Origin of the sequence: Paenibacillus sp. S28 (genome assembly GCF_016624415.1) — a bacterium.
GTDB lineage: Bacteria > Bacillota > Bacilli > Paenibacillales > Paenibacillaceae > Paenibacillus_AQ > Paenibacillus_AQ favisporus.
Map to the genome: position 1 here is coordinate 43,033 of NZ_JACVTM010000027.1, position 20,083 is coordinate 63,115.

Annotated in this window: 20 protein-coding genes; 1 reads left to right on the forward strand and 19 read right to left on the reverse strand. The window is 53.3% G+C overall.

Annotated features, from left to right (window positions below):
- Positions 1-78: 78 nt before the first annotated feature.
- From sigH to IAE55_RS32425, 10 genes are all read right to left on the reverse strand, one after another.
- Positions 79-723, reverse strand: coding sequence for an RNA polymerase sporulation sigma factor SigH (gene sigH, locus IAE55_RS32380; protein WP_076176719.1), 645 nt, complete (start codon positions 721-723; stop codon positions 79-81).
- 161 nt (positions 724-884) lie between these two features.
- Positions 885-1,406, reverse strand: a complete 522-nt coding sequence (locus IAE55_RS32385; RefSeq protein ID WP_076176718.1) for an NYN domain-containing protein — start codon at positions 1,404-1,406, stop codon at positions 885-887.
- Between the two features lie 5 nt (positions 1,407-1,411).
- Positions 1,412-2,158 carry a 23S rRNA (guanosine(2251)-2'-O)-methyltransferase RlmB gene (rlmB, locus tag IAE55_RS32390; protein ID WP_145165261.1) on the reverse strand — a complete coding sequence of 249 codons (747 nt, stop codon included), beginning with the start codon at positions 2,156-2,158 and terminating at the stop codon, positions 1,412-1,414.
- A 43-nt stretch (positions 2,159-2,201) separates the two neighbouring features.
- Complete coding sequence (locus IAE55_RS32395) at positions 2,202-2,666, reverse strand: Mini-ribonuclease 3 (RefSeq protein WP_145030018.1); 465 nt, start codon at positions 2,664-2,666, stop codon at positions 2,202-2,204.
- Positions 2,663-4,069, reverse strand: coding sequence for a cysteine--tRNA ligase (cysS, locus tag IAE55_RS32400; RefSeq protein WP_145165272.1), 1,407 nt, complete (start codon positions 4,067-4,069; stop codon positions 2,663-2,665). Before cysS ends, IAE55_RS32395 begins: the two co-directional genes overlap by 4 nt.
- 38 nt (positions 4,070-4,107) lie before the next feature.
- Positions 4,108-4,788: a serine O-acetyltransferase gene (gene cysE / locus IAE55_RS32405; RefSeq protein ID WP_145165259.1), complete on the reverse strand. Its 681-nt coding sequence runs from the start codon at positions 4,786-4,788 to the stop codon at positions 4,108-4,110.
- Positions 4,789-5,391: 603 nt separating this feature from the next.
- Positions 5,392-6,852: a glutamate--tRNA ligase gene (gltX, locus tag IAE55_RS32410; protein WP_105441909.1), complete on the reverse strand. Its 1,461-nt coding sequence runs from the start codon at positions 6,850-6,852 to the stop codon at positions 5,392-5,394.
- 75 nt (positions 6,853-6,927) lie between these two features.
- Positions 6,928-7,416: a 2-C-methyl-D-erythritol 2,4-cyclodiphosphate synthase gene (gene ispF / locus IAE55_RS32415; protein WP_105441910.1), complete on the reverse strand. Its 489-nt coding sequence runs from the start codon at positions 7,414-7,416 to the stop codon at positions 6,928-6,930.
- Entirely contained in the window at positions 7,413-8,123 is a 711-nt protein-coding gene (gene ispD, locus IAE55_RS32420) for a 2-C-methyl-D-erythritol 4-phosphate cytidylyltransferase (protein WP_374954596.1), read from the reverse strand. Before ispD ends, ispF begins: the two co-directional genes overlap by 4 nt.
- A gap of 54 nt (positions 8,124-8,177) precedes the next feature.
- Positions 8,178-9,254 (reverse strand): PIN/TRAM domain-containing protein, encoded by a 1,077-nt coding sequence (locus tag IAE55_RS32425; protein ID WP_076176711.1) that lies wholly within the window; start codon positions 9,252-9,254, stop codon positions 8,178-8,180.
- Between the two features lie 227 nt (positions 9,255-9,481).
- Here IAE55_RS32425 and IAE55_RS32430 point away from each other — a divergent pair, with 227 nt between their 5' ends.
- Positions 9,482-9,877 carry a DUF1573 domain-containing protein gene (locus IAE55_RS32430; protein WP_076176710.1) on the forward strand — a complete coding sequence of 132 codons (396 nt, stop codon included), beginning with the start codon at positions 9,482-9,484 and terminating at the stop codon, positions 9,875-9,877.
- A 107-nt stretch (positions 9,878-9,984) separates the two neighbouring features.
- On the opposite strand, the gene pssA is transcribed toward IAE55_RS32430, so the two are convergent.
- The 9 genes from pssA to IAE55_RS34055 all read right to left on the reverse strand — a co-directional run.
- Positions 9,985-10,716 carry a CDP-diacylglycerol--serine O-phosphatidyltransferase gene (pssA, locus tag IAE55_RS32435; RefSeq protein ID WP_145950212.1) on the reverse strand — a complete coding sequence of 244 codons (732 nt, stop codon included), beginning with the start codon at positions 10,714-10,716 and terminating at the stop codon, positions 9,985-9,987.
- Positions 10,717-10,770: 54 nt separating this feature from the next.
- Positions 10,771-11,847, reverse strand: coding sequence for a DNA integrity scanning diadenylate cyclase DisA (gene disA / locus IAE55_RS32440; RefSeq protein WP_076176708.1), 1,077 nt, complete (start codon positions 11,845-11,847; stop codon positions 10,771-10,773).
- Between the two features lie 13 nt (positions 11,848-11,860).
- Positions 11,861-13,228, reverse strand: coding sequence for a DNA repair protein RadA (gene radA / locus IAE55_RS32445; RefSeq protein ID WP_089549786.1), 1,368 nt, complete (start codon positions 13,226-13,228; stop codon positions 11,861-11,863).
- A gap of 227 nt (positions 13,229-13,455) precedes the next feature.
- The gene (gene clpC, locus IAE55_RS32450; RefSeq protein ID WP_145030027.1) at positions 13,456-15,906 is read right to left on the reverse strand and encodes an ATP-dependent protease ATP-binding subunit ClpC; all 2,451 of its coding nucleotides are present in this window, start codon (positions 15,904-15,906) and stop codon (positions 13,456-13,458) included.
- A 77-nt stretch (positions 15,907-15,983) separates the two neighbouring features.
- Positions 15,984-17,042 carry a protein arginine kinase gene (locus tag IAE55_RS32455; RefSeq protein WP_145030029.1) on the reverse strand — a complete coding sequence of 353 codons (1,059 nt, stop codon included), beginning with the start codon at positions 17,040-17,042 and terminating at the stop codon, positions 15,984-15,986.
- A gap of 28 nt (positions 17,043-17,070) precedes the next feature.
- On the reverse strand, positions 17,071-17,595 hold the full coding sequence (locus IAE55_RS32460; protein WP_076176704.1) for a UvrB/UvrC motif-containing protein: 525 nt from the start codon (positions 17,593-17,595) through the stop codon (positions 17,071-17,073).
- Positions 17,596-17,624: 29 nt separating this feature from the next.
- The gene (locus IAE55_RS32465; RefSeq protein WP_076176703.1) at positions 17,625-18,086 is read right to left on the reverse strand and encodes a CtsR family transcriptional regulator; all 462 of its coding nucleotides are present in this window, start codon (positions 18,084-18,086) and stop codon (positions 17,625-17,627) included.
- A gap of 404 nt (positions 18,087-18,490) precedes the next feature.
- Positions 18,491-19,678, reverse strand: a complete 1,188-nt coding sequence (locus IAE55_RS32470; protein ID WP_200634866.1) for a GNAT family N-acetyltransferase — start codon at positions 19,676-19,678, stop codon at positions 18,491-18,493.
- A 212-nt stretch (positions 19,679-19,890) separates the two neighbouring features.
- The coding region (locus IAE55_RS34055; RefSeq protein WP_234490025.1) for a hypothetical protein at positions 19,891-20,083 on the reverse strand (193 nt) is incomplete at its 5' end.

Here is a 20,083-nt window from a genome sequence, read left to right on the forward strand (position 1 = left end):
TCCAGAGGTTAAACCTCGGCACTTCCGGTGTGAATAAAAAAAGACTCCTTACGAGCCTTTCTTCACCTTAGCGTCTGTTCAATTGTCGCGAACTTCCAAATATCTCTCCAGCTTGCGCTTGACCCGCTGCAGAGCATTATCGATCGATTTCACATGCCGTTTCAAATCTACCGCAATTTCCTGATAGGAGCGGCCATCCAAATACAGCATCAGCACTTTGCGCTCCAAGTCGCTCAGAATCTCGGACATCTTGTCCTCGAGTCCGACGAACTCTTCCTGGTTAATAATCAGCTCTTCCGGATCGCATACCTGCGAGCCGCAAATCACGTCAAGCAGCGTACGGTCGGAATCCTCATCATAGATAGGCTTGTCCAACGACACGTAAGAATTCAGCGGGATATGCTTCTGTCTCGTCGCGGTCTTGATCGCCGTAATGATCTGCCTCGTAATGCACAGCTCGGCAAAAGCCTTGAACGAGGACTGCTTGTCCCCTCTGAAATCACGGATCGATTTGTATAAACCGATCATGCCTTCCTGGATGATATCCTCGCGGTCGGCGCCGATCAGAAAATAAGATCTGGCTTTGGCCCGCACGAAATTCCGGTACTTGTTGATCAAGTACTCCAGCGCTTCACTGTCACCCTCGCGGAAATATTCGACTACGTCCTCATCCGTCTTGTAATCATAATCAGATAACATTAACTCTTTAAGGTCGACGCTCACCAAGAAACCCCCCGGCTGCAACGCAAGGTACCCGTTACTCGTGAAATATACGAACAGTATAAATGATGCTCTCCAAGCCGTCAACCACGGATTATCCAAAAAAGAACAGCGATAGCAAAATTGTCAAGAGCTGCAAATTTGTCATTTCATACAAAAGTTGGCTATTCCCGCCGCCATCGTTCGAAGATTTCGCGGATGTCCGGCGACAGCTTGCTGTCCAGCGTATTGCGCGTCGATCTGGCCTGATCTTCCTTGATCCGCTTCTGGATCATCTGCTCGCTGTTCTCTACTTCGATCAGCAGCTCCCTGGCGGACAAGCGAAGCGCTCCCCGCGCGAAGATGACATGCTGTTCGATCAAATCGCTGGTCGCCACATAGATCTGCCTGCTTCGCCGGGTCAGCTCTCCAACAAGACGCTCAATGCATTCGTCCGCCGTCTCCTTCTCCTTCGTAAAGTACACCTGGACCTTGCTCTGCGAAAAGGATTTGCCCAGCCCCGGCACCCGGTAGGCGTCAAATACCGCGATCACTTTTCTTCCGGAAAAGGCCTGATAATCGGCCAGCCTGGCCAGCAGCTCGTCCCTGGCCTCCTGCATGCTGATCTGCGACAGCTCTGCAAGGGACGGCCATCCGCCGATCATATTATAGCCATCGACCAGAAGCACATCGCGCAAAGCCGCCATTCCGGCTAACCTTGGGTGCGGCGCCGGCGCACAACTTCGTACATCACGACTCCCGCGGCCACGGAAGCGTTAAGCGAGTTGATTTGACCTTTCATGGGGAGTTTCACCAAAACATCGCATTTTTCGCGGATCAGTCTGCCCATGCCTTTCCCTTCGTTGCCGATAACCACAGCGACGGGGCCGTCAAACACATTCGTGTCGTACATCTCGGAGGAAGCCGACACGTCGGTACCGACGACCCAAATTCCTCTCTCTTTCAGCTCCTCAATGGTCTGCCCCAGGTTCGTTACGCGTGCGACCGGGACGTATTCGGCGGCGCCGGCGGACGTCTTGGACACGGTCGCGGTAACCTGCGCCGACCGGCGTTTCGGCACGATTACCCCATGAACGCCGGTGCAGTCTGCGGTCCGGAGAATCGAGCCGAGATTGTGCGGGTCTTCGATCTCATCCAGCAGCAAGATGAACGGCGCCTCTCCCTTGGCTTCCGCGGCCTGCAGGATGTCCTCCACTTCGGCGTAGGCGTAAGGCGCCGCCTGCGCGACTACCCCTTGATGCTGCATACCCGGCGCCATCTGGTCCAGCTTACGTTTGTCCACCTGCTGAATGACGACGCCAAGCTTTTTGGCCTCGAAAATGATCGGCTGCGTCAGATGCTTTTGGGCATTTTCCGCAATCCATATTTTATTAATCGTCCGCCCGGATCGAAGCGCTTCGGTGACCGAATGCTTCCCGGCAATGATTTCTTCCTCCATCGATTTTCCTCCTGATTCTTATTGCCTGTGATGGCCTGCCGTCTTATTTCTTCTTGGGCTGCTGCTCTATGAACTTGATCCCCGTGTCGATTAACTCCTGCATGCGCTCGAACTGCCCGGTATAGTACAAGTATCCGATCAGGGACTCGAACGCGGTGGCATGCCGGTATTCCAGCACGTCGGCATTTTTCGGAATGGTGCCCGACTTGGCGTTGCGGCCTTGGCGGACCACGTCGCGTTCCTCTTCGGTCAGCATCTCCTCCAGCGCACCGACAATCCGGCTCTGGGCCTTGGCTGAGACGAGTCCGGTCGCCGAACGGTGCAGCTGATTGGGTCGCAGGTTCGTCTTGGAAATCAAATATTGGCGGATGGCCACCTCATAGATAGCATCGCCAATATAAGCCAAGACGATCGGCGGAATCAGCCGGGCCGGCTTGGATGGCGGGTAGCTGAACATCCAGCTTCCCGCACTTTCCGGCAGCAGTTCGTTGCCGTCCGCCCCGCTCATTTGCGGCGCCAGCGCATGCCCTGCGCTGTATCCTCCAGCAGAATTCCCTTGGCCGCCAGCTCGTCGCGGATTTCATCCGCGCGGCCCCAGTTTTTGTTCTTGCGGGCTTCGGCACGCTCGGCGATCAGCTGCTCCACTTCCTCGTCCAGAAGCTCGGCCTTTTCCTCGAAATAGAGCCGCAGCACCGCGTTCAATTCGTCAAAAGCCGCCAGCATCGCCTTCAGTTCCGCAGGGTTCGCCACAGGCTCCTGAAGCAGCAGGTTGGCTTCGCTGACCCATTCGAATACGGAGGTAATCGCATCCGGCGTATTGAAATCATCGTTCATTTTTTCATAGTAGGAAGCCAGAATCGCATCCAGCTTCTGCTGCACGGATTCGCGGACCGGACCGTTTCCGTCCGGAGCCACCGTATCCAGGCGGTGCTTCATATTCGTGACGGCGTTGGCGATCCGCTCCACGCTCTTCATCGCCTGATCCATCGTTTCGCTGTTGAAGTTGAGTGGATTGCGGTAATGCGTGGACAGCATGAAGTAGCGGATCGCTTCTTTTTTATATTGGGCGCGCAGATCCTTGACCAAAATGCCGTTTCCGAGCGATTTCGACATTTTCTCGTTATTGATCTTGATGTACCCGTTATGCATCCAGTAGTTGGCGAGCGGCTTGCCGGTCAAAGCTTCCGACTGCGCAATTTCGCACTCATGATGCGGAAACTGCAGGTCCTGTCCGCCTCCGTGGATATCCAGGGTGTCGCCAAGGTAGCGGCGGGCCATGGCCGAGCATTCGATATGCCAGCCAGGGCGGCCGTCGCCCCAAGGGCTAGCCCAGTAAATCTCTCCCGGCTTCGCCGCCTTCCAAAGCACAAAGTCTTCCGGGCTTTCCTTCCGCTCGTCGACACCGATCCGGATGCCGAACTGCAGCTCCTCCAGCTTCTGATGCGATAGCTTGCCGTAACCCGCAAACTTGCCGGTCCGGTAGAAGACGTCGCCCCCTTTTTCATAAGCGAAGCCTTCGTCTTCCAGCTCCTTGATAAAGGCGATGATGTTATCCATGTTCTCCGTCACCCGCGGGTTGATCGTCGCCTTATGAATGCCCAGCCCGTCGAGGTCCTCGTAGTACGCTTTAATAAACGTATCCGCCACCACCGGCACGGTGCTGTTCATCTGCTCGGCCTTGCGGATCAGCTTGTCGTCCACGTCCGTGAAGTTCACCACGTAATTGACTTCGTTGCCGATCTGCTCCAGATATGAGCGAACGACGTCGAAAAAGATCATCGGACGCGCATTCCCGATATGAATGTAGTCGTATACGGTCGGACCGCACACGTACATGTTCACCTTTCCCGGCTGCTTCGACACAAACTCTTCTTTCGCCCGGATCATCGTATTATAAATTTGAAGGGACATATCCACATTTCCTTTCATCCATGAAATTCGCTGCTTCTTTATTTCGAACGTGCTCCAGCCGGGGTTTCCTCCTGCTGCAGCTGGTTGTTTTCCGTGTGTAGTCTTTCCAATTCACCGCGAAGCTGTTCGATCTCCTGCTGCATGCTGCGCAGCGAATCGACGATCGGGTCAGGCAGCTGGTGGCTGAGACGGTCCACCCGGCGCCCGTCCTGCTTCACGATTCTTCCCGGAATGCCCACCACCGTGCTGTTCGAGGGGACTTCCTTCAGAACGACCGAGTTGGCTCCGATGTTGCACTGGTCTCCGACCGTAAACGAACCCAGCACTTTCGCGCCTGACGCAATGACGACATTGTTGCCGATGGTCGGATGCCGTTTGCCTTTTTCCTTCCCGGTGCCCCCGAGGGTAACGCCCTGGTAAATGACGACGTCGTCCCCGATCTCACAGGTCTCCCCGATGACCACGCCCATGCCATGGTCGATGAACAGGCGCTTGCCGATCTTCGCTCCGGGATGGATCTCGATCCCCGTCATGAAACGGCTGACCTGGGAAATCACGCGCGCCAGCGTAAACCACCGGCGTTTGTACAGTGCATGCGCAACCCGATGAGCCCAGATGGCATGCAGTCCGGAATAGGTGAAAATGACCTCGAACAGACTTCTGGCCGCCGGATCATTCTCGAATACGGTTTGGATATCCGATTTCATTTGCTTGAACATATCCGTTCCCCTCTTTGCTTCTTCTGTTCTCCATCGTTACGTGGAGGCACAACCCCTTCTCGTCCTGACAACAAAAGCGATCATCGACGCTTGTTCATCGAAGCCCAACCACGCTCAGCGAAGATTCTTTCAACAAAAAACGCCCCTGCAGCATTATGCTGCAGAGACGTTATACGCGCGGTCCCACTCTGCTTGGGCCTTGCTGCTGACGTGCCCGCCGATAATTCCGGCAGACTGCATCGCAAACGAAAAGCCCCACTTTCTGTCCTCATAACGGCGGACGTCCGGCACAGTCTAACGGGGGAGATCCTCCTCCGCTCATCCATGCAGCTCACAGGTGCATTTCCACTGCCGGCCAATAGGTAACTTCCAGCCTAAAGGAAAACTTGCGCTTCCCTTGCGGTCACCCTCTCTGTCAATGGCGTGATCAATGTACTTCTCCTGATCTTCGCTGATCGCACATTGGATCATTCGGCACTCCCAGTAACAGCGGGGCCGAATTGATTTTGCTTGTAATTATAGCCGATAAGTCGTCTTACTGACAAGAAGTGTTTCAGGGAGCTTATGGGTTAGAATATGCCGTGATTACAAGAAAGAATCCACTTATGCTCCCTTAATTTGCGATTTCAGCCGCTCGATAACGCGTCCGCGGCCCAGCAGGAAGATCGTCTCGTTCAGATCGCGGCCGTGCATCTGGCCGGTCAGCGCGACGCGGATCGGCATAAAGAGCTGCTTGCCTTTCACGCCGGTCTCCTTCTGAACCTCTTTGATAAGCGCGGCAATATGCGAAGCGGTATACTCCTCCGAAGCTTCGATCTTCGCCAGCAGCGCGGACAATACGGTAGGTACCTGCTCCTCAGCCAGTACTGGCAGGGCTTCCTGATCGATTTCCAGATGAGAGCGGAAGAACACCTCCGACAGATCGACAATATCCGATGCGGCTGTCATCTGCTCCTGATAGAGGGCGACCAGTTTGCGCGTCCAGGCCTTTTGCTCCTCATCCAGTTCGGCCGGCAGGCGGCTCGCCCGCTGCAAGTGCGGAATCGCCAGCTCCGTAATCCGGTCGGTATCAGCATTCTTAATGTACGTATTGTTCAGGTGAGCCAGCTTGTTCTGATCGAACACGGCCGGGCTCTTCGACAGGCGGTCCGGATTGAAGATCTTGATCAGCTCTTCTCTGCTGTAAATCTCTTCTTCGCCTTCCGGAGACCAGCCCAGCAGGGCGATAAAGTTCACCATCGCTTCCGGGAGGTAACCCAACTGGTCGTACTGCTCGATGAACTGGATGATCGATTCATCCCGCTTGCTGAGCTTCTTGTGGTTCTCGTTCACGATCAGCGTCATATGACCGAACTGCGGCGGCTCCCAGCCGAACGCCTCGTAGATCATCAGCTGGCGCGGCGTGTTGGAAATATGGTCTTCCCCGCGCAGGACGTGGGAAATTTCCATCAGATGGTCGTCGAGCACCACCGCGAAGTTGTAAGTCGGAATGCCGTCCTTTTTCACAATGACAAAGTCACCGGTGTCCTGGGTATTGAAAGAAATCGTTCCTTTGACTATATCGTTGAACGTGTACGTCTTATTGTCCGGTACCCGGAAGCGAATGCTGGCCACCCGGCCTTCCGCTTCGAATGCCTGGCACTGCTCAGGCGTCAAGTCACGGTGCTTGCCGGAATAGCGCGGCGTCTCGCCGCGGGCGATCTGCTCTTCCCGTTCCTTCTCCAGCTCTTCCTCGGTGCAATAGCAGCGGTAAGCCAAGCCGCGGTCCAGCAGGTCCTGCCAGTATTTCTTGTAAATGTCCAGACGTTCGGTCTGGCGGTATGGGCCATACGCCCCGCCCACATCAACGCTTTCGTCCCAATCCATGCCAAGCCATTTCAAATACTTCAGCTGGCTTTCTTCGCCGCCTTCGATATTCCGCTTCACGTCCGTATCTTCAATTCGGATAATAAACTCTCCGCCCTGGTTACGGGCATACAAATAGTTAAACAGCGCCGTTCTGGCATTGCCAATATGTAAATGTCCGGTTGGACTCGGTGCATAACGTACGCGCACTTTGCTCATCCTGATCCCCTCCGTCATATCATTGATCAATAAAGTCCGTTCAGAAATACTTTACCCTATTCCAGCTTAAATCCTTCAAGATGATAGCACATCTTGGATCAAGCATACAACCGATTGGGCTGCAATGCCTTCTCCCCGACCGGTGAATCCGAGCTGCTCCGTCGTAGTCGCCTTCACGTTGACCTGCGTCACGTCGGCATCCAGCGCCTTGGCGATGACTTCAGCCATCTGCGGAATATAAGGAGCCATTTTTGGACGCTGGGCGATAATGGTCGAATCGATGTTGCCCAGGCGGTATCCCCGCTCCTTGGCGAGGCCCCATACATGCAGCAGCAGCTTCAAACTGTCCGCGTCCTTGAATTCCGGATCCGTATCGGGAAAATGCTTGCCGATGTCCCCCAGCGCAAGCGCACCCAAAATCGCATCCGCAACGGCATGCAGCAGCACGTCCGCGTCGGAATGTCCCAGCAGCCCCTTCTCGTACGGAATCGTGACTCCGCCAATGATGCACGGCCTGCCCTCCACCAGCTGGTGAACGTCAAACCCTTGTCCTACACGTATCATCCCTTTTTCTCTCCCTTGCGTTTCTGCATAAATGCGGCGTACTCCAAATCTTCCGGCGTCGTAATTTTGATATTCGTATAGCTGCCTTCCACAACCGCCACAGGAATGCCCAGCCGCTCCACGAGCATAGAGTCGTCGGTGCCGGCGAAGCCGTCCGCTGCGGCGCGTTCATGAGCCCTTTTCAAATCGGAAAGACGAAAAGCCTGTGGGGTGTGAATGGCCCACAGACTCCGGCGATCAGGGGTCGCCAGAATCGTCCCCGAATCGTTCACCTGCTTGATGGTATCCTTCACCGGCACCGCCAGCACGGCCGCTCCTTCCTGGAGCGCCTTCCGGTAGCATGCCTCAATGTGTTCAGGTTCCACGAACGGGCGAACCCCGTCATGAACCATTACCCATTCTGTACCGATTTCCATCAAGCCGTTGTATACGGATTGTTGTCTTTCGCTTCCGCCCGCGATGACCTTGGTTACTTTACCAAGTCCGTAATCCTGGATCCACTGCTCGCAGCGCGGAATATCGTCCGCACCGGTGACCAGGACTACTTCTTTCACCAGCGGCATTTGTTCAAAAATGTCAAGCGTATGCATAATGATGGGCTTGTCTTCAAGCATAAGGTACTGCTTGCTTTCCTGCGTCCCCATCCGGGAGCCGCGGCCCGCGGATACCACAATGACGCCCACCTGATTCTCTGTGCCCAAGTCGATGCAAAGCCTCCTCAACAACTGACCGAAAAAGAGTATACCCCCATCATACCGCGTTTACTGGGCTTTTTCCAACAGTTTCGGTTTGGCGAAGATCATCCGCCCCGCGGAGGTCTGCAGCACGCTCGTTACCAGCACTTCCATCATATTGCCTATATAGTCGCGTCCGCCTTCAACCACAATCATGGTTCCGTCGTCGAGATAAGCCACTCCCTGGCCATGCTCTTTGCCGTCCTTGATCACCTGCACCATAATTTCTTCCCCCGGCAGGACGACCGGCTTCACGGCGTTGGCCAAATCGTTAATGTTCAGTACGGATACGCCTTGCAGCTCACATACCTTGTTCAGGTTAAAATCGTTGGTCACCACTTTGCCCTGCAGCACCTTGGCGAGCTTCACCAGCTTGCTGTCCACTTCGGAAATTTCTTCGAAATCCCCTTCATAGATCAGCACCCTGACGTCCAGTTCCTTCTGGATCTTGTTCAAAATATCGAGTCCTCTGCGTCCGCGGTTCCGCTTCAAGAGGTCCGAGGAATCGGCGATATGCTGAAGCTCTTCCAGAACGAATTCGGGAATGACGATCGTTCCTTCGATAAAACCGGTTTTGCAGATGTCCGCGATCCGGCCGTCGATGATGACGCTCGTATCGAGAATTTTATGCTCCTCAATCCGGCGTTCCTCCGGCAGCTCACCCCGGCTCCATTTGCCAGAAGTCCACAGGGAAGCGAGCTCCTCTTTCTTTTCCAAGCCAATCCGGAGTCCCATATAACCGCACACAAACGTCACGCCGACAGCCAGCAAATCCCCGGCATGTCCAATCCAGGCAAGGCTGGGGTAGATTAATAGAGCTAGCAGCAGTCCTCCGATCAGACCCGACGCTCCGGCCGCCAGTTCATTCATCGGCGTGTTCGAGAACGAAGCGATAAACGAATGCAGACGATACGATACAGCTTGAGCACACAGGGAACCAATCAACATAAATAAAATTGCGCCAACCACAGCGAACATCAGGCTGCCCCACAGCGAATCATCAATCCCAATTCCAGGGAACGACCAGCCTGCTGCATGATGCAGCGAGTACCCGATCCATGCCCCGCATAATCCGGCAAATGCCGTGATCGATTTTCTCAGCATCAGTTCCCTCACCTCCTTGAATCCATATTTTTAATAGTTGCAGATTTCATTAGCAGTATGGTCCATTTTGCAGCAACCTAATCCTGTATATTCCAATTTTTATTGGACGGCTGAACCTTTCTTTTGTACCATCCTACAGAAGTCTCGTTTTTGGTTGAAAATGGGGAATTGACTGGAATATAATAAGTTCAATTCAAAAAACTAGAGGTTAGAGGTGAATAGGTTACATGGGCACACCAAGTTTACAAGACTTTCAAGATCAGGTTTCCGAACTGTTGCTCCGTCACCGCAGTCTGCTGGATGTATTGTCAAAGAATGGACAAAGCAGTGCCTCCGTTAACCGGTCCGTCGCCAAGGCGATTACGGATTGCGGCTGTATTGAACTTCATGCCACCAAACAAACCTTTGCTCCGGGACTGAACCTCGAGGAAGCCAAGGAAACGGTACGGACCCATGTCCAAGGGGAGCTGTGCGAGAACTGCCGCGAGGTGATCAGCACCGAGCTGGGGCGGAACCTGTTCTATATGTCGGCGCTGTGCAATCTGCTCGATATCAATATGGATGAAGTGGTCCGGAAGGAATCGCAAAAATGCTCCACCCTCGGTCTGTTTAACATGTCATAACCGACAAGATTTTTTTATACATCAAAAAAAGCATTTATCTCGCTGCTTCGGGCAGGAAATAAATGCTTTTTATTTTTTGCATCCCGTTCTATTAAACAGGACGTCGTTTATGAGGAGTGGTCGTTGAACACTTTATCGGACTGCTCGCGATGGCGCCGGCGTCTCCGCGACAACCTTCTCACGTTCTCCTTCACACCGTATGCGGCATACAGCACCAGCGGCAGGAAAATCAGCTTGGAGAGCTGATCCGGGAACGTAACGGCGACCGCAACTGCGGCAAGGATGACGAACGGCGCGTACATCATCGCCTTCTTCGGAAAACCGATTTTCTTGAAGTTCGGATACCGGACCGTGCTGACCATCAGGTATGACAGCAGCAGCATGGCGATGATCATATAGGGGGCGGAAATATCATCACGGAACAAAGATAATGTAGCAAGCACACCGCCCGCTGCCGGTATAGGCAGACCTATAAAGTAGCCCGGGCTGCCTGATTGGACGTTAAAACGGGCAAGCCGAAGCGCCCCGCACATGGGAAATACGGCGGTTACCGTCCAGATCAGCGCATGATGCATATCGTGGAAACAAGAAATGTACATGATAAGAGCGGGTGCAACACCAAAGGAAATTACATCCGAGAGGGAGTCCAGTTCCTTGCCCAACTCACTCTGTGCATTGAGCGCCCGGGCCACCCGGCCGTCCAATCCGTCGAGAAGCATTGCAATGATAATCATGATGGCCGCCAAGCTCAGCTTGTTGTCAAGGGCCAGCATAATCCCTACCATTCCGAGAAACAAGTTACCCAAGGTACACATGTTCGGAATTGATTTCGTAAACATTTTCTCACCTCAAATATCGTAGTACCCCCATGTCATCCATTGATTGTATGGCATTTAAATTTGTCTGTCAATGAATACTTGTTCCTGCAAGCGTTTCAGTCCCTCTTTAATATTGCGGGCTCTGACTTCGCCAATTCCATCCACCTCATCCAATTCTTCGATCGTAGCCATCATGATATGCGGCAGCCGTTCAAAGCGTTCCACCAGGTTGTGAATGATGACGTTCGGCAGACGTGGAATTTTATTGAGGATCCGGTAACCACGGGGTGCTACAGACTCTTCTGAGGTTGCGGCCGACAACGGATATCCCAGCAGGCGGACGACATAGTGGATATCGAGCAGCTCGTCGTCGGTCGCCCGTTTCAGTCCGGCGATCATCTCGCGGATCTTCTCATCGTTGTCGTCACGGGCATAGTCTTTGTACAGAAGCCAAGCTTCTTCCTCCATGTTGCTCACGAGCTCTTCCATCTGCATGCTGATCAAGCGCCCTTCGTTCCCCAGCTCGTTGATGTAGCGCTTGATTTCCATCTTGATGCGCAGAACCATCTCCACGCGCTGAATGACGTTGACCACTTCGGGAACGGTGACCAGCTCTTCGAATTCAGAAGCCGACAGGTTCGTCAGCGACTGGTTCAGCACCGCCCGGTACTTCTCCAGCGTCTGAAGCGCCTGGTTGGCTTTGGTTAGAATGACGCCGATCTCTTTCAACGCGTAACGGAGCGTCCCTTGGTACAAGGTAATAATGTTCCGGCGCTGGGAAATCGACACGACCAGCTTGCCGGTCTGTTTGGCGACCCGCTCGGCCGTCCGGTGCCGAATCCCCGTTTCGATCGAAGATATGGACGAGTCCGGAATCAGCTGGGTGTTGGCATACAGAATCCGCTTCAGGTCTTCGCTCAAAATGATGGCCCCGTCCATCTTGGCCAGCTCATATAAGTAGTTGGGCGAGAAATCGCAGTTGATGGAGAAGCCTCCGTCTACAACCTCCATCACTTCGGGACTGTAGCCGACCACCAGCAGTCCCCCGGTTTTGGCGCGCAGCACGTTTTCCAGGCCGTCGCGAAACGGCGTACCGGGTGCCACGAGCTTCAATAAATCGTTCATTTTCTCCAATTGGCTCGGTTCTTTCATCTTCATTTGCCCCCTAATCTAACGCGACCGCTAGTGCATCTGCAACGGTACTCACTCCGATGATTTCAATACCTTTGGGGTGCCTCCATCCTTTCAAACTTTTCTCCGGTAAAATAATCCGCTTGAACCCCAGCTTCTCCGCTTCCCGGACGCGCTGTTCCACACGGGAGACGCCCCGGACTTCGCCGGTCAGGCCGACTTCACCGAACATGACGTCATACGGCTTTGTCGGAATATCCCGAAAGCTGGAGGCGATGCTGACGGCGATGGCCAGATCGACCGCCGGTTCGTCCAGCTTGACGCCCCCCGCCACGTTCAGGTACGCATCCTGATTCTGCAGGAACATACCCATCCGCTTCTCCAGCACCGCAATGATCAGTCCCATCCGGTGATGGTCGATCCCGGTGCACATGCGCCGGGGTGACGGAAAATGCGTGGAAGAGATCAAGGCCTGAAGCTCGACCAGGACGGGTCTGGTGCCCTCCATGCTGGCCACGACCGTGGATCCCGCCACGCCCAGCGGACGCTCGGACAGAAACAGCTCCGACGGGTTCCCTACTTCGACCAGCCCGACCTCGTTCATCTCGAAAATGCCGATCTCATTTGTCGATCCAAAGCGGTTCTTAACGGCTCTTAACAGCCGGTAGGTATGATGACGCTCGCCTTCAAAATAAAGCACACAGTCCACCATATGCTCCAGCAGCCTCGGTCCGGCGATGGCCCCTTCCTTTGTAACATGCCCCACAAGGACGGTGGCGATGCCGAGCCCCTTGGCTACGCGCATAAACCGGGCCGTACATTCCCGGACCTGCGCCACGCTTCCCGGCGCGCTGGTCACCTCGGGAATGTAGACCGTCTGGATGGAGTCGATCACCAGAAACTGAGGCTTTACACTCTCGATCGCCTCTTCGATCAGATCCATATTGGTCTCGCACAGAACGTACAGTTCCGGCGACAGGGCACCGAGGCGATCCGCCCGGAGCTTGGTCTGACGGACCGATTCCTCACCGGACACGTACAGCACGCGCAGGCCGGACTGCGTCAGAGCGTGCGACGTTTGCAGGAGCAGGGTCGACTTGCCGATGCCGGGGTCGCCCCCGACGAGAATGAGCGATCCGGGAACGATCCCGCCGCCCAGAACGCGGTTGAGCTCGCCGATCCCGGTCAGCACCCTTGCTTCCTGGCTGCTCTCTATATTTATGATCGAAAGCGGCTTTTCTTTACTATGAAAAAGCGGGGAATTCATCCCCTGCGTCTTGATGATGCTTTCCGTTTCTTCTACCATCGAGTTCCAGGCCTGGCAGCCCGGACACTTTCCGTACCACTTGGCAGCTTCATAGCCGCACTCGGTACAGTAAAATTTCGTTTTCGATTTGGCCATGCTCTCTCCTTTGCTGCCGCCAATTTGTCTAATTATGTCGTTACCTCAGAATTTTGGCATTATTTTAAGTTTACCATTTATTAAGATTTATCGTAAAGTCTATCCAAAAACTTTACATTGATTTTTCACTGCGAAACAAACAGAAAAGGGACCGACCCGCCGGGTCCATAAAAACCGGCGGGGCAATCCCTTGTTGTTTCAGGCTTCGTATGAAGTCACCGGCTCATTTACGACTGCGTATTAGCCGATACATTTTCGTTTTTGTTGACCGTCAGCGCGCCGTCCTCTTCGTCGATGATCAGCGAGTCGCCTTTGGACACATGGCCCGTGAGCAATTCTTCCGACAGACGGTCCTCGATATGCTTCTGGATCGCCCGGCGGAGCGGACGGGCGCCGAATGCCGGGTCGTAGCCTTCTTTCGCAAGGAATGCCTTGGCTTTATCCGTCAGGGTAAAGTCGACATCGAATTCGCGCAGGCGTTTACGCAGCTCTTCGGTCATCGTCGTCACGATTTCGGCGATGTGCTTCTCTTCGAGCGAGTGGAAGACGATGATTTCGTCGATCCGGTTCAGGAACTCCGGACGGAAGCTCTTCTTCAGCTCCCCCATCACTTTATCTTTCATGTTGTTGTAATCGGCCCCGGCGTCAGCAGCTGCCGTGAAGCCCATCGTGGAGTTCCGCTTGATCGCTTCCGCACCGACGTTGGAGGTCAGAATGATCAGCGTGTTGCGGAAGTCCACCACGCGGCCCTTGGAGTCGGTCAGACGGCCGTCCTCCAGCACTTGAAGCAGAATGTTGAACACTTCAGGGTGCGCCTTCTCGATTTCGTCCAGCAGAACGACCGAGTACGGCTTGCGGCGTACTTTTTCAGTCAGCTGGCCGCCTTCGTCATAGCCGACGTATCCCGGAGGCGCTCCGACCAGCCGGGACGTGGAGTGTTTCTCCATGTACTCGGACATGTCGATGCGGACTACCGCATTTTCGTCGCCGAACATCGCTTCGGCCAGAGCACGGGCCAGCTCGGTTTTACCGACACCCGTAGGTCCAAGGAAGATGAACGATCCAATCGGACGTTTCGGATCCTTCAGACCGGCACGAGAACGTCTTACCGCACGGCTGACCGCTTTGACGGCTTCTTCCTGGCCGATAACGCGTTCGTGCAGGATTGTCTCCATATTCAGCAGGCGTTCCGTTTCTTCTTCCTTCAGCTTGCTGACCGGAATACCGGTCCAGCTGGCCACAACCTGGGCGATATCCTCAGGCGTCACTTCGGAGTCCGTACGGCCCTGTTTTTCTTTCCATTGGTTCTTTGTAACGTCCAGCTCTTCGCGGATCTTCTGCTCCGTATCGCGAAGGGCTGCCGCTTTCTCGAATTCCTGGCTTTGCACAGCCGAATCTTTTTCCTTGCGGATATCTTCAAGCCGGCTTTCCAGTTCCTTCAGATTCGGCGGAATGGTGTACGTGTGAAGCCTTACTTTGGAGCCCGCCTCGTCGATCAGGTCGATCGCTTTATCCGGCAGGAACCGGTCGGAAATGTAGCGGTCCGACAGCTTCACGGCTTCCACGATCGCCTCATCCGTAATTTTCACGCGGTGATGCGCTTCGTAGCGGTCGCGCAGGCCGAACAGAATTTGAATTGCTTCTTCCGGAGACGGCTGATCCACCGTGATCGGTTGGAAACGGCGCTCCAGAGCGGCGTCTTTCTCGATATATTTGCGGTACTCATCCAGCGTGGTGGCACCGATGCACTGCAGCTCGCCCCGGGCAAGCGACGGCTTCAGAATGTTGGATGCGTCGATAGCACCTTCCGCGCCGCCGGCACCGATCAGCGTATGCAGCTCGTCGATAAAGAGGATGATGTTGCCCGCTTGGCGGATCTCATCCATAATTTTCTTCAAGCGGTCCTCGAACTCGCCGCGGTATTTCGTACCGGCTACAACCGATCCCATGTCCAGCGTCATGACGCGTTTGTCACGCAGCGTTTCCGGGATTTCGTTGTTGATGATCTTTTGCGCCAGGCCTTCGGCGATGGCGGTTTTACCAACCCCCGGTTCACCGATCAGCACCGGGTTGTTTTTGGTCCGGCGGCTGAGGACCTGGATAACTCTTTCGATTTCGTTGCTGCGGCCGATGACCGGATCCAGGTTGCCTTCCTTGGCAATGGCAGTCAAGTCACGGGCCAGGCTGTCGAGCGTCGGCGTGCTGACGTTGGATTGGTTGCCGTGATGGCTGGATACAGCTTCGCTGCTCCCCAGCAGCTGCAGCACTTGCTGACGTGCCTTATTCAGGCTGATGCCGAGATTATTCAACACACGGGCGGCCACGCCTTCGCCTTCGCGAATGAGGCCGAGCAGGATGTGCTCTGTGCCCACATACGTATGACCCAGTTTGCGCGCTTCGTCCATGGACAGCTCAATTACCTTTTTGGCGCGAGGGGTATAAGCGATATTCGTCGGCTGTTCCTGCCCCCGTCCGATGAGCGTTTCCACTTCATCCTGGATTTTTTCAAGGCCAAGTCCGAGTCCGATTAAAGCTTTAGCGGCTATGCCGTCCCCTTCCCGGATCAGTCCGAGCAAAATATGCTCCGTACCAATGTTGTTATGCCCTAAACGAACCGCTTCCTCTTGTGCCAATGCGAGCACCTTCTGCGCACGTTCCGTAAATCTTCCGAACATCATATCTCCTGCACCTCCATGAGTTTTATCATCGCTTTTCCACTTGCGTCCTTCATCGTAAAGCTGTATATCATAAAGGCTCAGCGCTTTCCGAGGGTTTCCCGAATGAGCTTCGCCCGGTAAATATCGCGTTCTTCAGTGTTCATATCGTGACCGTAGGTTTTCTGCAGGAAGCCCGGCTGGGTCATCACATTCAGTTCATTCATCACCGAAATGGACGGTCCTTCGAGAATCTCGAGGTCAACTCCAAGGCGCACGTCGGAGAGACGCTGCCCCGCCTCCTTCGAATCCATGACTTCCGCGTAGGATAAAATCCCATAGGACCGTTTGATGCGGTCGGTAATGCGAAGTCTGGAATCGTTCATAAGCCGCGTGCGTGCATTTTTCTCATGCTCGATAATCTGCAGCACGACGCTGTGGAGGTTGTCGATGATTTCATTCTCGGTCTGTCCCAATGTAATCTGATTCGAAATTTGGAACAGGTTACCTATTGCTTCGCTGCCTTCCCCGTAAATTCCTCTAACGGTGAGCCCAACTTGTGAAACGGCGGATAAAATCCGGTTGATCTGCTGGGTCATCACCAGCGCCGGTAGGTGCATCATGACCGAAGCCCGCAGCCCTGTGCCCACATTGGTTGGACAGCTGGTCAAGTACCCGTGCTTATCGTCAAAGGCGTAATCGATGTATTCCTCAAATTTATCGTCAATGCTCGAGGCCTTCTCCCACGCTTGGCGGATTTGAAAACCGGGGTATAGACATTGAATGCGAAGATGGTCCTCTTCGTTAATCATAATGCTGACCGATTCGTCCTCACTGAGGATCACCGCACCGTTCTGGGATTCATTCGCCAAATTAGGGCTGATCAAATGCTTCTCTACCAGCACCCTTTTGTCCAGCGGATCGATGTGGTCGAGCTCCACGGTATAAAAAGTTCCAAAAGACTGAAGGTGATCACTGGGAATACCCGTCAGACGTTTGAGCACTTCCTCCGACTGCTGGCGGGTGGCCAATAGCGGAAAAGGAAGATGCTGCAGGTTGCGCGCAACCCGAACCCGGCTGCTGATGACGATTTCGGAAGCATCGGCCTGGCCGCGCATCCAATCGCTCAGCGCTTTCTCGGTAAACCGGAGATTTGGCATCACGCATTCCTCCTCCTTCGAGTGAACTTTACTGTTCAGACAATTCTTTCTCAAGCTTACGGATCTGGTCGCGCAGCTTCGCAGCCTCTTCGAATTCCTCTTCATGAATACGCTGCTGAAGCTCGAGCTTCAAGCCGTCGATTTTCCGTTTGGCTTGAATTTTGCTGCCGCCTCTCTTAGGCAGCTTGCCGACATGTACGGTACTGCCGTGAACTCTTTTGAGCAGAGGGTCCAGGCGGTTGCCGAAGTACTTATAACAGGAGCTGCAGCCGAACCGGCCGATCTTGCTAAACTGCGAGTACGTCATTCCGCACTCTTCACATCTCAGCGATTGAGCAGCCTTGGCGCTGCTTGCCGCCCCTTTGCCGGCCATGTCAATGTCCATGAGACCAGACAGCAGGCTGTGTATAGAAAATCCGCCAGAGGTTCCGGGGATCATTTCCCCTTTCTCCCGGGCACAGGATTCGCAAAAATGAAACTCCGTCTTCTCACCATTCACAATCTTGGTAAAATGGAGAGTCGCCGGTCTCTTACCACATTCTTGGCAAAGCATACCGATGTACCTCCTTTTTCTCCGTAAGCCTATTTGCCTAACAAAGAAATCAGCATCGCCTTCATCAGCCGAGCACGTATCTCATCCCGGTAAGGAAGCTTGATCATCAGGCACTCTCTGGATATCGCGGCGCGCATAATGCTCGCTTCGCGTTTGCTAAGGATGCGTGCTTCCTCCAACTGATAGATCAGCCCTTCGGCCACGTTCTGATCGATGCGTTCCCCAATCGTTTGGTGGAGATGCGTATGAAGCGCCGAGTATTGCGGGAGTTCAATCCGTTGAATCCGGATATACCCTCCGCCACCGCGCTTGCTTTCCACAAGATAACCTTTTTCCAGCGTGAATCGTGTACTGATCACATAGTTGATCTGGGATGGAACGCATGAGAACTGATCAGCCAGATCGTTGCGCTGAATTTCAATCATTCCTTCGGGACTATCATGCAGAATACCCTTCAGATATTGTTCAATAATATCAGAGATATTACGCATTGTTCATCCTCCATTACGTTAAAACGTCAAGACCTTCATGGTCATTCGTTAGTCCGTTCGCATACCCATACCATCTTCTCTAAACTTAACCAATGGTCGTGGGCTCGAATCTGGATCTTAACCGGGTGAATATGTTATAACTGATCTAAACCTTGCGCACTCACTATTGTGAGTTCAACGGTAAACAAACATACATTTGAATTTACGTTGACTTTGACTTTCTTTGATCTAAATTATAACATATTCTCACGTTTTGCCAAGAGGGTGTCTCTTCATTTTTGACGTTCTCCTTCTTTTTATACCGCACCGATACAAAATAACCCCCTGCAACATATGCAGAGGGCTATTATTCTGACCGGATCCCGGCTCAATAGAATTGTACAGCAAGGTACTTTATTCCATAATTAAAAGAAGTCCATAAACAAGGTCTGTCGGGCGGGGATCCGCGCTTCCAATATGCTCACTGCCTTCGCACTGCCTGAAATTCGTCCGGATTGGTATAGTTCAGCCGGCCGTTTGAACCCCGTCAGCATGACGGTCAGTGCCTCGATGTCGCAGCTAAGGACCTCATCCTGCTGTTCTTGAGATGAATCCAGGGGAGAGACCGATGCGGTTCCGTCCGATGAAAACGACCAGCTCCAAACGCCTTCATTCCATGGTGCATACATATCCGTCAGCTGAATAGTTAGACGCTCGGATCCCCTCTCGCCGGAGGCTGTAAAAGGATAAGCTTCGACGAGTTTCTTCATATTTACGACACGGGCCATCCCATATGGAATGATCTCCTGGTTAATCCGCGGATCGGCCAAATGATATGTAAGACTGTCATCCATCGGCATGAAATTGACGATTACCTGCGTCACCATTGAATCGTGATTGGCGATGTAAGTCCATAGCGCACGACGTGCCTCATCCGTGACATAAACGAGTTCATCGATGGTGAACTCCTTGTTTTCCACCTTATAAAGAACATATCCCTCCGGCGCACCTGAAGCCGAATAATAAACCGCGGTATGCCCATCTTCATCCAGTACCGAACGGGTCCACCATTCCCGGGTTCGGACCATTAATCCATTATAACGTTTGGAAAATGCAGCATAGACCGTATCCAGAACATCCACGTCTTTGATATCCCGCCGAATCGCACCTTCAGTGATGACCTTTGCCGGCAATTTATCGGTAGAAATGACATATTTCTTGTACTCACTGAACATTTCCCAGCCGTATTTCCGGTAAAACGGGTAGGAAAAGGGGTGCAGCATGGAAAAGACCTGCCCGTTCTCATTCATCTGCTGCAGAGCGTGCGTCAACAGATGCTTAATATAACCCTGCCTTCGGTTCTCCGGCCATGTGGAAACGCTCGCAATTCCGCCCATAGGAAAAGTCTCACCTTGAACCGATACCGTAAACGGGATTAACACCAGCTTAGCAGCCAGTTGCTCATCTTCGTCAAAAATGCCCCACACCTGCTCAGGTTTAAATCGTTCTTTGGCCAGCTGCTTTCGCTCGGGAGTCATCTTGTATTGAAAAGCATATTCGCTTAGCCGAGTGCTTTGCTCAAATTCTTCTTCCCGTAAATTCCGGATTTCCATGCTTCCACCTCGCCTATATTAAGGATGTGCCTGCGAATTCAATCAAACCATCATCGTCCTGACAATCATTGAATTCAATTCAAAGACGAGTATGGCAAAACCTGTGTGCAAAGTCAATCCATCCTGCAAACTATCCTGTTTACCTGGGGACAACTAATATAAAGAATAGGATCTTGTCGTGGTTATTCACGATCATCTGTGGGTTATGGGGATCATTTTGTGTATTTGTGGATGGTTTTTTGGCGAAACGGGGAGTCGAAAACGTTATCTGTGCATAATTCAGATGAAGGAATGTCAAAAACATTGGAGCCTGTGGATGAAAAAAGCCCCTTATCAACAGGAGCGGGGGGAACAAAAAAACCACTGTCGATGTTATCAACAGTGGTCCTTCGCTTGGCAACGTCC

Coding starts and splice junctions, on each gene's coding strand:
- IAE55_RS32385 (WP_076176718.1), bottom strand. CDS start 1,406: ATGGCGGCTTTGCGCGATGTGCTTCTGGTCGATGGCTATAATATGATC.
- rlmB (WP_145165261.1), bottom strand. CDS start 2,158: ATGGAGGAAGAAATCATTGCCGGGAAGCATTCGGTCACCGAAGCGCTT.
- IAE55_RS32395 (WP_145030018.1), bottom strand. CDS start 2,666: ATGAGCGGGGCGGACGGCAACGAACTGCTGCCGGAAAGTGCGGGAAGC.
- cysS (WP_145165272.1), bottom strand. CDS start 4,069: ATGTCCCTTCAAATTTATAATACGATGATCCGGGCGAAAGAAGAGTTT.
- cysE (WP_145165259.1), bottom strand. CDS start 4,788: ATGTTCAAGCAAATGAAATCGGATATCCAAACCGTATTCGAGAATGAT.
- gltX (WP_105441909.1), bottom strand. CDS start 6,852: ATGAGCAAAGTGCGCGTACGTTATGCACCGAGTCCAACCGGACATTTA.
- ispF (WP_105441910.1), bottom strand. CDS start 7,416: ATGATACGTGTAGGACAAGGGTTTGACGTTCACCAGCTGGTGGAGGGC.
- IAE55_RS32425 (WP_076176711.1), bottom strand. CDS start 9,254: ATGCTGAGAAAATCGATCACGGCATTTGCCGGATTATGCGGGGCATGG.
- IAE55_RS32430 (WP_076176710.1), top strand. CDS start 9,482: ATGGGCACACCAAGTTTACAAGACTTTCAAGATCAGGTTTCCGAACTG.
- pssA (WP_145950212.1), bottom strand. CDS start 10,716: ATGTTTACGAAATCAATTCCGAACATGTGTACCTTGGGTAACTTGTTT.
- disA (WP_076176708.1), bottom strand. CDS start 11,847: ATGAAAGAACCGAGCCAATTGGAGAAAATGAACGATTTATTGAAGCTC.
- radA (WP_089549786.1), bottom strand. CDS start 13,228: ATGGCCAAATCGAAAACGAAATTTTACTGTACCGAGTGCGGCTATGAA.
- clpC (WP_145030027.1), bottom strand. CDS start 15,906: ATGATGTTCGGAAGATTTACGGAACGTGCGCAGAAGGTGCTCGCATTG.
- IAE55_RS32455 (WP_145030029.1), bottom strand. CDS start 17,042: ATGCCAAATCTCCGGTTTACCGAGAAAGCGCTGAGCGATTGGATGCGC.
- IAE55_RS32460 (WP_076176704.1), bottom strand. CDS start 17,595: ATGCTTTGCCAAGAATGTGGTAAGAGACCGGCGACTCTCCATTTTACC.
- IAE55_RS32465 (WP_076176703.1), bottom strand. CDS start 18,086: ATGCGTAATATCTCTGATATTATTGAACAATATCTGAAGGGTATTCTG.
- IAE55_RS32470 (WP_200634866.1), bottom strand. CDS start 19,678: ATGGAAATCCGGAATTTACGGGAAGAAGAATTTGAGCAAAGCACTCGG.